The sequence below is a fragment of the Psychrobacter sp. GTC18467 genome (genome assembly GCF_055397455.1).
In genome coordinates, this window is sequence record NZ_AP038920.1 from 909351 (window position 1) to 924188 (window position 14838).

A 14838-nucleotide genomic window follows, 5' to 3' on the forward strand; every position below is an offset into this window, starting at 1 on the left:
TATGCGATTTTTTAAAGCCGCCTTATTTACTGCCGTTTTGACCACGGCAAGTCTTGCCAATGCCGAATTGGTTGCCAACATTCCGCTTGACACCTCACGTTATGAAATTATGAGTGTCAGCGAGCTGTCCTCTCATGCTGCCCAAGGTAACGACCACGCCCAGTTTTATTTGGCAAAGCGCCTGCAAAAAGGTCAGGGCGTGGCTAAAAATACCCAGCAAGCCATCCAGTGGTATACCCGCGCCGCCGAACAAGGCGTTGCTCCTGCCCAGTTAAATTTGGGAATCATGTACCTTCGCGGTGAAGGCGTTCAGCCCAACCTGCAACAAGCCCGCAAATGGTTAGAAAAAGCCGCCATGCGTGGCGACAACCGCGCAAGCTATACCTTAGCTTTGCTTGATGAAAAACAAAAAAACCTCGTTGATGCTTATAAATGGTATGATTTAGCTGCTCGTGATGGCATGCTTGATGAAAAAGTACGCAGCAAAGCCCGCGGTAAAATTGGCGAGTTGGCATTGAACTTATCAAGCTCAGACATCAATAGCGCCCGAACCCAAGCCGACCGCTGGTTTCAAAATAAATAGCAAATAAGCGGTCACCGCGATTTATTTAAAAATTTTTCAAACTTTCAATTTCCGGCTCTTTAAATCCTAACTTTAGCGTTGGGATTTTTTGTTTTTACGGCAATTATTTTGCGCTAAATCATTCAAAGTTTTCATAAATTTTGCTAAACTTGCCGCGCCATTGGCAAAATTTGCTGATTGCCAATTTTAATCATCATTGCTCTAGGATTACGCCCTAGCCCGCAGGAGATAGCATGAACCAACCTTCTTATGATGCTGCTACCAACAATATCGTGGTTGCCGCCCTTTATAAATTTACCCCGTTTGCCGATTTTGAACGCTACCGCGAGCCGATTTTAAACGCGATGCTTGAGCACGACGTTAAAGGCACGCTGCTTATCGCAAGCGAGGGCATTAACGGGACGATTTCAGGAAGCCGTCACGGTATTGATGCCGTTCTTGAGTTTTTACGACAAATTCCCGCGATTGGCGAGTTTGTATTTAAAGAGTCCTACACTCACGAGCAGCCGTTTTATCGTACCAAAGTGAAGCTAAAAAAAGAAATCGTCACCATGGGCGTTGAAGGTATTGACCCGCTGCAATCGGTCGGGCGCTACGTCAAGCCTAGCGATTGGAACACGCTGATTTCCGATCCTGAGGTGGTGCTTGTCGATACCCGAAACGATTACGAAGTTCAAATCGGTACCTTTAAAAACGCGCTCAATCCAAATACCAAAACCTTTCGCGAGTTTCCAGAGTTTGTTGCGCAAAATCTTGACCCAAAGCAGCATAAAAAAGTGGCCATGTTTTGCACCGGCGGCATTCGCTGCGAAAAATCAACCGCGTTCATGCGCGAGCAAGGCTTTGAAGAGGTCTATCATCTAGAAGGCGGCATTTTAAAATATTTAGAAGACGTGCCAAAAGATGAATCGCTTTGGCAAGGCGACTGCTTTGTGTTTGACAATCGCGTGGCGGTCAACCATGATTTAGAAAAAGGCGATTATGAGCAGTGCTTTGCCTGCCGAATGCCCATTACGCTTGAGGACATGAAATCAGCAGCGTATGTCAAAGGTGAGTCTTGCCCGCATTGCATCGATAGCGCAACTGAAGCACAAAAAGCGCGCTTTCGCGAGCGTGAGCACCAAATCAACCTTGCAGCAAAGCGCGGCGAGGAGCATATCGGCGGCAATGTGGTTGACGTTATTGAAAAGCGCCGCGCCGAAAAACTTGAAGCAAGGCAGCAGCAAGAACCGGCTCGAGCCAAAAAATCAACGTCAGCCAAAGCTTAGTTTTACGCTTTACTCATAAATATAAAAAAGAGGCTGATATCGCCTCTTTTTTTTACGGTTAAGCTACGCTTTAAATGACGCTTAGCTGCCGCGATAAGTGCTGTAGCCGTAAGGCGATAAGGTAATCGGCACATGATAATGCTGATTGCCTTCAATGTTAAAGTTAACCTCAACATAAGGGTAAAAGGACTTTAAGCCTTGCTTATAAAAATACGGCGTGGTTTCAAAAATCAGCTTATAAGTCCCGTCGTGACCCATGCCGCCGTCATTGGGTAAAAAGTCTGGAATTCGACCATCATTGCCGGTTTTTTTTGTGTCGAGCAATTTCCAACTGCCGCCATTTTTGTGTTGAGCATGAGTTTCATGAAGTTTCCTGTCTTTTAGGTTATTATTTTTTGAGTTGGGAAAGTTAACAAGAGAAATAGTGTCAGTACCGAGGCAGCTCAGCTAACAGTGTTTATATTAACTTATCAATCAGGTGCTATTATTAATATTATTTTATCCTCTGTTGAAAAGTGTTATTGCTTTGAAAAAATTAAGGCAAAAAAAAGCAGCAAAATTAGGATAAATTCTGCTGCTTAACTCAATCAAAACTTAGCTTAAAAAGCTAACTTAAACACTGAAATTTCAAACTAAGAGTTAAAGCCCCATTTTAGAACAAGACCCGAGTTCGGATAGTTTCTTCCACGTCGTTAAGCATATCAAGCGCCGCTTTTGAATCGCTGTCATCCACATCCATCACCAAATAACCGATGTCGCCTTTGGTCATGAGGCTTTGCGCTAAAATGTTGATGTTGGCTTCGGCAAATAGGCGGTTGACTTGCGATAACACGCCCGGAACGTTTTTGTGAATATGCAATAAGCGGTGCGTGCCCTGTTGAAACGGAATGGAGACGTTCGGGAAGTTCACCGAAGTGATGGTATCACCTTGGTCCGAATAACGAACGAATTTTTCGGCAACTTCAAGACCGATATTAGCCTGCGCTTCTTGGGTTGAACCGCCAATGTGCGGGGTCAAAATCACGTTGTCAAATTTGCGCAGCGGCGATTCAAACTCTTCATCAGCAGATTTCGGCTCTTTTGGAAACACATCAATTGCCGCGCCTAAGATTTTGCCCGATTCAATTGCTACCGCTAAATCGTCGATATCAACGCAAGTTCCGCGAGCCGCGTTAATAAAATAGCTGCCGTCTTTCATTTTGTTAAACTGCTCAGCTTTCATCATATAGCGCGTGCTTGGCTCGTCGGGAACGTGCAAGGTGACGATGTCGGCGTTTTCAAGCAGCTCATTAAGGCTGCCGACTTGGTTGGCATTACCAATCGGCAATTTGGTCACCACGTCATGATAAATGACATTCATACCAAAGCTTTCAGCAAGCACCGACAACTGCGAGCCGATGGAGCCGTAACCGACGATACCAATGGTTTTGCCGCGAACTTCGTGCGAGTCTTTTGCTGATTTGCCCCAACCGCCACGATGGACGGCGGCGTTTTTGGCAGGAATGCCGCGATAAAGCATGATGGCTTCGGCAAGTACCAATTCGGCAACCGAGCGTGTGTTTGAATACGGCGCGTTAAACACCGGAATCCCAAGCTCGCGGGCGGCGTCTAAGTCCACTTGGTTGGTACCAATACAAAAGCAGCCAATGCCAATCAATTTTGGCGCTTGCTCAAGCACCTCGCGGGTCAACTGCGTCCGCGAGCGGATACCAATAAATTGAGCGTCTTTGATTTTTTCAATCAGCTCGTCACTGTCAAGCGCGTGACTTAGACTTTCAATATTGTTATAACCGGCAGCCGTCAACACTTTGACCGCGTTGTCGTGAACGCCTTCGAGTAATAAAAAGCGGATTTTGTCTTTTTGCAGGGAGAGCGCCATGGAAACTTGTCCTTTGACTTTGGTGGGTGAATCAGCAAGTCTCTTATCTTACACAAATTGCTTGGCGTTGGTAGAAAATTTAGCCAAATAAATGGTTACTATTTTTTAATCTCATGCTGAATTTTACTCATGAGGTTAATAGTTAATTGAATTTGCTTAAAATTTAAAATCACGGCAAAATTGAGCCACTGGCAGCCAACTTTAAATCACGATAAACTGTATGGCAAAGACAACTGACTGAACTGCTTTTGCGCTTAATCTTTGATGTATCTAACGCTTAGAGACCATTATGACTGAATTGACCACCCCTGCCCCGTTGGACAACTTGCAAGCCGCGACCGCTGCCATTTTAAGCGCGCTAATTAACGACTTCGGCTTTGATGCCAGCCAAATCAAAACTGACAGCGAAAGCTTGCGGCATTGGGGCAAAGACTGGACAAAGCATTTTGCACCAAATGCGTCGGCAATCGTCTTTCCAAAGTCGACCGAACACGTTCAAGCCATCGTGAAGCTTGCGAACGCTCATAACGTCGTGTTGACCCCAAGCGGCGGTCGAACGGGGCTGTCAGCAGGCGCAGTTGCTGCCAATGGTGAGATTGTCGTGAGCCTTGATAAAATGAATAACATTGGCAAGTTTTATCCGGCAGACCGACTGGTTGAAATTGAAGCCGGCGTCATCACCGAGCAGCTTCAGCAATTTGCTGAATCTAAAGACTTATATTATCCGGTCGATTTTGCCTCGGCAGGGTCAAGTCAAATGGGCGGCAATATTGGCACCAACGCTGGCGGTATTAAAGTCATCCGCTACGGCATGACGCGGCAATGGGTCATGGGGCTGACCGTGGTGACCGGTCGCGGCGATATTTTGGAATTGAACCGCGGCATGATTAAAAATGCGACGGGCTATGACTTGCGGCAACTGTTTATCGGCAGTGAAGGCACGCTAGGGCTAGTCACAAAAGCCCAAATCAAGCTTGAGCGCCCGCCAAAAGCGCTATCGGTGATGGTGCTTGGCATGGACAGCTTTGATGATGTGATGAATGTGCTTGCCGCCTTTCAAGCTAAGATTGACTTAACCGCGTTTGAATTTTTTGATGACGTTGCCGTTGACAAACTCATGGCAACCGGTCACGTTCAAGAGCCATTTGAATCAAAAACTCGCTTTTACACCTTGCTTGAATTTGAAGCGCCTTATGAGCCGATCATGAATGAGGCGATGGCAATTTTTGAAAACTGCATGGAAAATGGCTGGATTGTCGATGGCGTGATGAGCCAAAACCTTGCTCAAGCGGCGGAGCTTTGGAAGCTTCGCGAGTTTATTTCAGAAACGATTTCAGTTTTTACGCCCTATAAAAATGACGTTTCGGTGCTCATCAGCCACGTTCCAAGCTTTATCCACGACATTGAAACCATCGTCAAAGCCAATTATCCTAACTTTGAGGTCTGTTGGTTTGGTCATATCGGCGATGGTAATTTGCATTTAAACATTTTAAAGCCTGAGGACATGAGTAAAGACGACTTTTTTACCGAGTGTCAAATCGTCAATAAATACGTCTTTGAAACGGTGCAAAAATACGGCGGTTCGGTGTCGGCCGAGCACGGCGTTGGCATGACCAAAAAGCCGTATTTGCAATTTAGCAAAACCGAAACCGAGATTGATTATCTTAAAGCCATCAAGCGCGTTTTTGACCCCAATAACATCATGAACCGCGGCAAGATTTTTGATTTGGATTGATTTTAGATTGATTCAAAACGAAAAAAATGACGCTATCTTGGCGTCATTTTTTATTACCAAATTTCCCACCAAAATAGCGACCCTATTGCCAAAATGACCAGTAGCAACAAAACACCTTGAATGAGTAAAAACGCTTGATGCGGCGCGGTGACATAACGAACCATATTGCCAAGGGCGTTATAAGTGATTCCGGCAGCTTTGATGTGCGGCGGCGTGTCAAAGGCTTGAATGACCTTTAAAAACTGCTGAGTCCGCGCACTTGACCAACCCTCAGGCGCAAACGGTAAAAAAGGCGCTAAGTTTTGTGCTTGAGTTTTGGTGGCATCCGACCAAAGCCAACGCTCCAAAAACAGCATCCGCATTCGCCAATCTTGAAAACGGCGCTGATCAATAGGTTCAAGCAGTAAAATCTTCACCTGCTTGTGGCGCAAATCGTTTGAAATCCGCTGCCAAAGCGCCAAAATCTGCGCCTTTTTGCCCTCAATACACTGAAAAAACTGACCGTTACCATAGCATAAAACGCCGGTGATGCCTTGACGCTCATTATGCTGATAAGCACAGTTTGCAATATGATTAAAAATATTGCTGTCCAAGCGCCCTTTTAGGCTTAACTGACTGACGTAAACCAACTGAATGAGCGCATCGTCAGCCACGTGCTCAAGCTTAGAAACAGGCATTACAAATAACCTTGTCATGGATATGAAAAAAGAAGAACCGCAATGAGCGGTCATAAAATGGCAGTAATGATAGGCTTAGCGCTATTTTGCTTAATCATCGTCAACGTAAGAGACGGATTGACTGACCTTTAGGGAGGCGACGCAAGAATTGATTGATTTAGAAATGCTTAAAATAAGAATTTTTAAGCCATATTTTAAAATATTGAAATTCACTCAACTAAAAAATGATGACTTATCACAAAACCATAGCAAACGGTTACGCCAGTCGCCTGTTAATCTGGCAGCGGCTTGGTATGATAAAACGTGCTAAAATCTCAGTCATTATAACGAACCTTAAGCCGATTGGCTATGATTTTCAATACCTTAGCCAAAAGCCTAGGCGCATTATGATGACTGAGATGTTGCGCTGATGCCCCTTAAAATCGCACCAAAATAGGATTGCTATGAGTAAGACCGAAAAAATCGATGATTTTCATTTAACCATTGCTGAAATTAAGAAAAAAGACTACCCGCAATTAAAAGTTCTAATGGACCGCGTTTATGCCAATTTGGGCGGCGCGTGGTCAAAAACGACCATTCATACGCTGATTGATGCCTTTCCTGAGGGGCAAATTGCGCTGTTTGACCATGACCAGATGATTGGCTTTGTGCTGTCGATGCGCGTGGATTATGCCAAATTTTCCAACCCGCATACCTATGATGACTTGATTGGTCACCGCGAAATTATCAAAGACAACCCCAAAGGCGACGCCATTTATGGCTTGGACGCGCTCATCGACCCTGATTATCGCGGTTATCGCTTGGGTCGCCGGCTTTATGACGCTCGCAAAGAGCTTTGCCGGCAAATGAACTTTCGGGCAATTTTAGCCGGCGGTCGCATCCCCAATTATTACAATCACCAAGATTTAACCCCTGGTGAGTACATTGACGCGGTTGAGTCGCGCGAAATCCATGACAATGCGCTGTCGTTTCAGTTGTCCAATGGCTTTATTGTAAAAAGGATTTTAACCGGCTATTTGCCCGATGATGCGCAGTCAAAAGGCTTTGCCACTTTGCTTGAATGGTCAAATATTTATTACGAGCCGCAAGATTATAAGCCCAACACGCGCAAATCTGAGGTTCGCATCGGCGGCATCCAATGGCAAATGCGTGAGGTTGAGTCGCCCGAGGAATTGCTTCAGCAAGTTGAGTTTTTTGTCGATATCATGGCGGATTACAATTCCGACTTTGCTTGCCTGCCGGAGTTCTTTAACGCGCCGCTCATGGGGCTTTGTGAATCCACCGACCAAAATATCGCCATTCGTTTTTTGGCAAGCTATACCGAGTGGTTTAAAAATGAAATCTCGCATTTGGCGGTCAGTTATAACGTCAACGTGATTACCGGCTCGATGCCGCTGCTTGATGACGACGACGTGCTGTATAACGTCAGCTACCTTTGCCGCCGTGACGGTACGGTTGAGGAGCAGCGCAAAATCCACATCACCCCGCATGAGCGCAGCGCTTGGGTGATTGAGGGCGGTGATAAAGTCCAAGTCTTTGACACCGACGCCGGTCGCATTGGCATTTTGATTTGTTATGATGTTGAATTTCCTGAGCTTGCCCGCCTCATGGCACTTGATGACATGGACATTTTGTTTGTGCCATTTTGGACGGACACGCAAAATGGCTACTTGCGCGTTCGCCACTGCGCCCAAGCCCGCGCTATTGAAAATGAATGCTACGTGATGATTTGTGGCTCGGTCGGTAACTTACCGCAAGTTGAAAGCCTTGATATTCAATACGCTCAGTCGTCTATTTTTTCGCCGTCCGATTTTGCGTTTCCACATGACTCCATCATGGCAGAAACCACGCCCAACACCGAAATGGTGTTTTTCTCGGATTTGGATTTAGATAAGCTGCTTCATGTTCGTCATGAAGGCTCGGTTCATAACTTGCTTGATCGCCGCGATGATTTATTTAGCCTGCGTTGGAAGAAAAAATCAAAAGTTTCTCCCAGTAAACTGAGCGAAGCCGAGCGCCTTGATAACTCCGGAAGCGTCCGTGACGGCGAGCCGCTGCAAGACCGAGCAGCAAACCCACGCGGTTAGCTCAACCTTTATCTTAATAAGACTTTTTTTAAAAACGGCTGAAAAGGTTAATAGTTCGGCCGTTTTTTGTTAGAGTAGCTTTTAACCTTTAAACTTTATTAAAAATCCTTTTATTAAAAACTAAGTTAAAAAATAAGTTATGACCGACACTGCCACGCCCCTTACCAAATCGCCAAAACAAAAGCTATTTTCAGCGATTAAAACCTTGTTGCTTTATGGCGTAATGTTTATTGTGATTTATAGCGTGGTCAATTGGTGGCGACAACCGGTCATGCCCGCCAATCCTGAACTTAGCTTAAAGGATTATCAAGGTCAAACCGTTGATTTGGCAAAATTAAGCCAAGACAAACCCGTTTTGGTTTATTTTTGGGGAACGTGGTGTCCGGTTTGCAGAACCACCTCCCCCGCCGTCAATCGCTTAAGCCAGTCAAGCAACTATCCGGTAGTGACCGTTGCGGTAAAATCTGGCAGCAATCAAGAGTTGGACAACTATTTATCGCAGCACAATTACCACTTTACTACCATTAACGATGAAAGCGGCGCGATTTTTAATGATTGGCAAGGTCAAGTGACGCCATCGTTTGTGATTTTAAAAGACGGCAAAATGACGCAAGGCTTAACCGGAATTCAACCGGAATGGTCGCTAAAACTTCGGCTTTGGCTGAGCTCATTAGGTTAATTTTAAATAAATTTTAACCATAAAAAAAACCGATTAAGCATTGCCAATCGGTTTTTTAGAGGTGGTTTAAATTAAAAATATTAGCCAAATAGGCTTTGCAACTCTTGATAGTCTAACTCAAGCTCATCAGCAACCGCTTTATAAGTCACAAAGCCTTTTGCGGTGTTGACGCCCTTAGCAAGGGCGCTATTGTCAAGGCAAGCTTGCTTCACGCCTTTATTAGCAAGATTAAGCACATAAGGCATGGTGACGTTGGTCAGCGCCATGGTTGATGTTCTTGGCACAGCGCCCGGAATATTGGCAACGGCATAATGGATAACGCCGTGCTTGGTGTAGGTCGCATCATCATGGGTAGTGATGCGGTCGGTGGTTTCAAAAAGTCCGCCTTGGTCGATGGCAATGTCAATCACCACGCCGCCTGGCTGCATGGATTTAATCATCTCCTCGGTCACAAGCTTTGGCGTTGCCGCGCCCGGAATTAATACCGCACCGATGACTAAATCACTGTTTTTTACGCTTTTGGCGATGTTTTCTTTGGTGGACATGAGCGTTTGAATGCTGCTGCCAAACATTTCTGACAGCTCTTTTAAGCGCTGTGAGCTTAAGTCCAAAATGGTCACATCGGCGCGAAGCCCAATGGCGATTTTTGCCGCTTCCGTTCCTGAAACGCCGCCGCCAATGATGGTCACTTTACCGCGTTGAACCCCTGGAACGCCGCCAAGTAAAATGCCTTTACCACCATAAAACGACTGCAAATACTGAGCGCCAATTTGGGTACTCATGCGACCTGCAATCTCACTCATTGGGGTTAATAACGGCAATGCGCCATTGTCGAGCTGAACCGTTTCATAAGCAATGCCGGTGACCTTATTTTTGACCAAAACTTTGGCAAGCTCAGGCTCCGCCGCCAAATGCAAATAGGTAAATAAAATCAAGTCTTCTTTTAAATACTGATATTCTTCTTCTTGCGGCTCTTTGACTTTGATGAGTAACTCGACATCCCAAACGCTAGCTTTGCTATCAACAATGGTCGCGCCGGCTTTTTTATAATCATCATTGGTGAACTGCGAGCCCATGCCAGCATCTTTTTCGACCAACACCGTATGACCGTTATCAACCAAGGCGCTGACGCCATCGGGGGTCAGACCAACGCGGTTTTCATTGTTTTTGACTTCTTTTGGGATTCCGATTTTCATAAATTGCTCCTTGCGGCAAACTGGGAAAGCTTTTGAAAAGTAAATAAAAAAGGCGATAGCGTTTAAACCGTGCTTAAAAAAAGCCAATCATTCTTAATTCGCTTGATAAGTCCATGCCCTAAAATGCGTCATAGGCATTTTTGCTAAGAACAATGAATTAAAAGGCGCAAATTGTGACTTGCGATAAGCTAAGCTTGTCGAATTAGAATGGTAAGAGATAAACGCACCGCAACAGGCTAACGGCTCCTCAAACAGAACGTCTGACCGTCATCCGTACAAGAGTTGAAATCAGCGCCATTATATAGAAAAAAAGCCGGTTGGGGCTGAAAATTGATAACCAAAAAGACGCTATCATTGAAAATAGTTTAAAATAAGTTAGCATAATAACGGTGAAATGTTAAGCGTTTTGCCATATTCCCGTAAAAAAACCGTTGATTTGCTGCGATGCGCCTTAACGGATTAAACGGTCGTAACCCTTTTTACCCTAAGCAATTTGGCATATAATACTTAGGCTTATGATAATTTTTATCACCCAATGCTCACTTTGCCCTGACCCTGCTTTTTCTTGTTTACCTCTTACTCATTTGATTAAAGAACTGCTTTTATGACTGACCAAAACGCTCAAAATTCGACCACAACCGCCTGTAAAGAAATCGACTATAAAGACACCTTAAACTTAGCTGATACCGCGTTTGCCATGCGCGCCAATTTAGCCAAGCGCGAGCCGGATTGGCTCAAAGCTTGGGAGGCGGACGACGTTTACGGCAAAATCCGCGAGGCTCGAATCGGCGCGCCAAAATACATTTTGCATGATGGTCCTCCGTACGCTAACGGTCAGATTCACTTAGGTCACGCGGTAAACAAAGTGCTTAAAGACATCATTGTCAAATCAAAAACGCTTTCTGGTTTTGATGCGCCTTACGTTCCCGGTTGGGATTGCCACGGTTTGCCGATTGAGCAAAAAGTGGAAGCCAAAGTTGGCAAAGTCGGTCAAAAAGTCTCGGCAACCGAGTTTCGTGGACTTTGCCGCGAGTACGCCAAAAGCCAAGTGGCGCTACAAATGGCAGACTTTAAGCGCTTGGGCGTGTTTGGCGATTGGGATAACCCTTATTTGACGATGAATTTTAGCCAAGAGGCAAACATCGTTCGCGCCTTGGCAAAAATCTATGACAATGGTCACGTGACCCGCGGAATGAAGCCGGTCAATTGGTGCTTGGATTGTGGGTCAGCCTTAGCCGAAGCCGAAGTTGAATACCAAGATAAAGTATCGGATGCCATTTATGTTGGCTTTGATATTGTTGACGCAAAAAATATCGAAATATTTAATGGCGCCGATGACATCAAAGCGGTCATTTGGACAACGACGCCTTGGACACTTCCTGCCAACCAAGCCATTTCGGTGCATCCGGAGCACGATTATAGTGTCGTTGCTACTGAAAAAGGTCAGTTATTATTGGCAACTGATTTGGTTGATGCCGCATTAACGGCGCTAAAACTTGACAATCAGGGCATTAAAGCTACCGTTTCCGGTCGTGACCTTGAAGGGCTAAAAGCTCAGCATCCACTTATTAATGAGCGCCAAGTTCCGCTGATTTTAGGTGAGCACGTGACCACCGATAGCGGAACGGGATTGGTTCATACCGCCCCCGGTCATGGTTTGGACGACTATTTGGTTGGCTTAAAATATAATTTACCGGTTGAAAATCCGGTCAGCGGTAGCGGCGTTTATTTAGAATCGGCGGCGGTGTTTGCCGGTGAGCACATTTATAAAGCCAATCCAAAAATCATTGCAGCGCTTAATGACAGCGGTCATTTATTAAGTCACACCAGTATCGAGCACAGCTACCCGCATTGCTGGCGTCACAAATCGCCGATTATCTTTCGGGCAACGCCGCAGTGGTTTATCAGTATGGAAGCCAAAGGGCTTCGTGAGCGTGCTCTGAGTGACATTCCAAAAGTCACTTGGACGCCGGCTTGGGGGCAAAACCGAATTGAAGCGATGATGAGCGGTCGCCCTGATTGGTGTATTTCGCGTCAACGCACTTGGGGCGTGCCAATCACCTTTTTCACTCATAAAGAGACTGGGGAGTTGCATCCAAAAACGCTGGAACTCATGGAAGTTGCCGCTCAAAAAATTGAGGCAGGCGGCGTTGAAGCTTGGTTTGATGCCAGTTGTGAGGACTTTTTGGGAAGTGAGGCGGCGGATTATGACAAAGCCACCGACACTTTGGACGTTTGGTTTGACTCAGGGACGACCCATTTTGCCGTTCTTGAGCAGCGGGGTGAGCTGACCAATCCTGCCGATATGTATTTGGAAGGCTCTGACCAACATCGCGGCTGGTTTCAAACTTCCTTGTTAACCTCGGAAGCCATGTACGAGCGACCACCATTTAAGCAGGTGCTGACTCACGGCTTTGTGGTCGATGAAAACGGTCGCAAAATGAGCAAATCGCTTGGCAATATCATCACCCCACAAGATGAAATTAACAAAACCGGCGCAGATATGCTGCGTCTTTGGATTGCCTCAAGCGACTACCGCTATGAGATGAGCGCCGGCAAATCAGCATTTAAAGGGGCGATTGACATGTATCGCCGAATCCGCAACACCTTGCGCTTTTTACTTGCCAACACCGATGACTTTGACCCAAGTGCTGATAGCGTTCCGATGGATAAATTAATCAGCCTTGATAAATTTATCTTAAAGCGCGCAAGTGACGTTCAAAACGACATCATTGCCGCTTATGACGCGATGGATTTCCACCAAGTCACTCAGCAAGTCACCTCATTTTGCTCACAGGATTTGGGCGGCTTTTATTTAGACATCATCAAAGACCGTCAATACACGACGCAAACCAACGGCAACCCGCGTAGATCGGCACAAACGGCGATTTATCATATCGCTCAAGCACTGATTCGCTGGATTGCGCCAATTTTAACTTTTACCGCGCAAGAAGCTTGGGAAGTGCTCAAAGGCACGGACGGCTACGTGTTTACTCAAGAATGGTACGAATTCCCAGAATTTAACTTAAATGAAATCAGCAGTGAGGATTGGCAATATATCCTGCGAGCTAAAGAATTGGTCAATAAACACATCGAAACGGCGCGCGAAAATAAGCTCATTAACGCGAACCTTTCAGCAAACGCCACCCTTTTTGCTGATGGTCAAATGTTTGATAGCCTTGCCAAATTGGGCGAAGAGCTGCGCTTTGTGCTGATCACCAGTGGCGCGACATTAAAGCCGATGAGCGAAAGCAATTTAGCAGCAAAAAAATCAGCCGATGAAGAAAATGACTTAATCATTGACATCAGCGCGGCAAATGGCGACAAATGCGTTCGCTGTTGGCATATCCGCGAGGACATCGGCACCGATAACAGCCACCCGCAGCTTTGCGCTCGCTGCGTGACCAACGTGGCAGGGTCAGGTGAGGAACGCCATTATGCCTAATCCAAATTCGCCGCGACCGAGCAATGATGAGGTGGTCACGACCGACACCTCGTCAGCGCCAACGGTTAAAACCGAAACCCCAAAGGCAGCTCACGTGACTAGCGGCAACTCAACCACGCTAAAAAGTCAGTTAAATCGACCCTCAAAGCTGGTGGCAAACGGTCGCGCGGCATTAATGTGGTATGGCGTGGCTCTGCTTGTGCTGATTATCGACCAAGCCACCAAATGGCTTGCCGAAACCAAGCTTACCTTTCATGAACCGGTGGCGGTGATTGAGCCGGTTTTAAATTGGACGCTTGCTTATAACTACGGCGCGGCGTTTAGCTTTTTAGCGGACGCCGGCGGTTGGCAAAAGTGGTTTTTTGCAGGGCTTGCGCTTTTGATGGCGCTATTTTTAAGCGCTTATCTGCCAAGAGTCCCAAAGCAGGCGCGATTGCTGTCTTTGGGGCTTGCGATGATGCTAGGCGGCGCAGTTGGCAACTTAATCGACCGCTTACTTCACGGTCATGTCATTGATTTTATTCACGTTCATTATAAAGACGTTTGGCATTATCCGGTATTTAATATCGCTGATATGGGGATTTGTGTTGGCGTTGCCCTTATCGTGATTGACATGTTATTTTTAGAAGGCAAACGTAAAGCGGGAAATTAATTTAAAAACTGATGCGCAAAAGGAGTTTGTGATGACGACTGATTTTGAAACGTGCTTAACGCTAAAGGACAGTTTAGGAAATGAGCAGCAATTTACCCTTGCTGTCGTTCAAGCCGACATCACCAAACTTTACGTTGATGCCATCGTTAACGCTGCCAATTCAAGCTTGCTTGGTGGCGGCGGCGTTGATGGCGCGATTCACCGCGCTGCCGGTCGCAAGCTTGTCGAGTACTGCCGGACGTTAAATGGTTGCAAAACAGGCGATGCCAAAATAAGCCCTGCTTTTAATTTGCCAAGCCGCTTTGTGATTCATACCGTAGGACCTGTTTGGCATGGCGGCAATCAAAACGAGCCTGAGCTGTTGGCAAGCTGCTACCGGCGCTCGCTTAAGCTTGCTGCCCAAAACAACCTACAAAGCATTGCATTTTCTGCCATTAGCACCGGCGTTTATGGTTTTCCAAAAGATAAAGCGGCACAGATTGCTATTGATACCGTTCAAGAATTTTTAAAATATAGTATTGAGCAAAAACAAGACATTTCGATAAATAAGGTTATTTTTTGCTGTTTTTCAAGTTCAGATGCCGCGCTTTATCAAGATATTTTGGCAACGATAATTTGATTTATTCAAAGCTAAACG

The 14838-nt window shown here is 45.9% G+C and carries 12 protein-coding genes; 8 read left to right on the forward strand and 4 right to left on the reverse strand.

The features are described from left to right. Position 1: 1 nt before the first annotated feature. On the forward strand, positions 2-583 hold the full coding sequence (locus ACZ5XY_RS03845; protein ID WP_464743105.1) for a tetratricopeptide repeat protein: 582 nt from the start codon (positions 2-4) through the stop codon (positions 581-583). Positions 584-816: 233 nt separating this feature from the next. After that, entirely contained in the window at positions 817-1851 is a 1035-nt protein-coding gene (trhO, locus tag ACZ5XY_RS03850; protein WP_464743106.1) for an oxygen-dependent tRNA uridine(34) hydroxylase TrhO, read from the forward strand. Between the two features lie 81 nt (positions 1852-1932). Here the strand turns inward: trhO and uraH are convergent, their stop codons facing one another. Together uraH and serA are read right to left on the reverse strand one after the other, a co-directional pair. Beyond that, the gene (gene uraH / locus ACZ5XY_RS03855) at positions 1933-2175 is read right to left on the reverse strand and encodes a hydroxyisourate hydrolase (RefSeq protein WP_464743107.1); all 243 of its coding nucleotides are present in this window, start codon (positions 2173-2175) and stop codon (positions 1933-1935) included. A gap of 328 nt (positions 2176-2503) precedes the next feature. After that, entirely contained in the window at positions 2504-3730 is a 1227-nt protein-coding gene (serA, locus tag ACZ5XY_RS03860) for a phosphoglycerate dehydrogenase (protein WP_464743108.1), read from the reverse strand. A gap of 289 nt (positions 3731-4019) precedes the next feature. On the opposite strand from serA, the gene ACZ5XY_RS03865 reads away from it, so the two are divergent. Further along, positions 4020-5465, forward strand: a complete 1446-nt coding sequence (locus tag ACZ5XY_RS03865; RefSeq protein WP_464743109.1) for an FAD-binding oxidoreductase — start codon at positions 4020-4022, stop codon at positions 5463-5465. 53 nt (positions 5466-5518) lie between these two features. Here ACZ5XY_RS03865 and ACZ5XY_RS03870 read toward each other — a convergent pair whose 3' ends face one another. Next, complete coding sequence (locus ACZ5XY_RS03870; protein WP_464743110.1) at positions 5519-6142, reverse strand: BLUF domain-containing protein; 624 nt, start codon at positions 6140-6142, stop codon at positions 5519-5521. Positions 6143-6585: 443 nt separating this feature from the next. Between ACZ5XY_RS03870 and ACZ5XY_RS03875 the strand changes: the two genes are divergently transcribed. Beyond that, positions 6586-8229: a GNAT family N-acetyltransferase gene (locus ACZ5XY_RS03875; RefSeq protein ID WP_464743111.1), complete on the forward strand. Its 1644-nt coding sequence runs from the start codon at positions 6586-6588 to the stop codon at positions 8227-8229. 139 nt (positions 8230-8368) lie between these two features. After that, positions 8369-8908, forward strand: coding sequence for a protein disulfide oxidoreductase (locus ACZ5XY_RS03880; RefSeq protein ID WP_464743112.1), 540 nt, complete (start codon positions 8369-8371; stop codon positions 8906-8908). Between the two features lie 80 nt (positions 8909-8988). On the opposite strand, the gene ald is transcribed toward ACZ5XY_RS03880, so the two are convergent. After that, entirely contained in the window at positions 8989-10104 is a 1116-nt protein-coding gene (gene ald / locus ACZ5XY_RS03885; protein WP_464743113.1) for an alanine dehydrogenase, read from the reverse strand. Positions 10105-10708: 604 nt separating this feature from the next. Between ald and ileS the strand changes: the two genes are divergently transcribed. Genes ileS through ACZ5XY_RS03900 form a run of 3 tightly spaced genes read left to right on the forward strand, consistent with a single transcriptional unit; the run spans position 10709 to position 14820 of the window. Next, entirely contained in the window at positions 10709-13549 is a 2841-nt protein-coding gene (gene ileS, locus ACZ5XY_RS03890; protein ID WP_464743114.1) for an isoleucine--tRNA ligase, read from the forward strand. Further along, positions 13542-14201 carry a signal peptidase II gene (gene lspA, locus ACZ5XY_RS03895; RefSeq protein ID WP_464743115.1) on the forward strand — a complete coding sequence of 220 codons (660 nt, stop codon included), beginning with the start codon at positions 13542-13544 and terminating at the stop codon, positions 14199-14201. The genes ileS and lspA overlap by 8 nt, the downstream gene beginning before the upstream one ends. Positions 14202-14232: 31 nt before the next feature. Then, positions 14233-14820 (forward strand): O-acetyl-ADP-ribose deacetylase, encoded by a 588-nt coding sequence (locus ACZ5XY_RS03900; protein ID WP_464743116.1) that lies wholly within the window; start codon positions 14233-14235, stop codon positions 14818-14820. Positions 14821-14838: the final 18 nt, after the last annotated feature.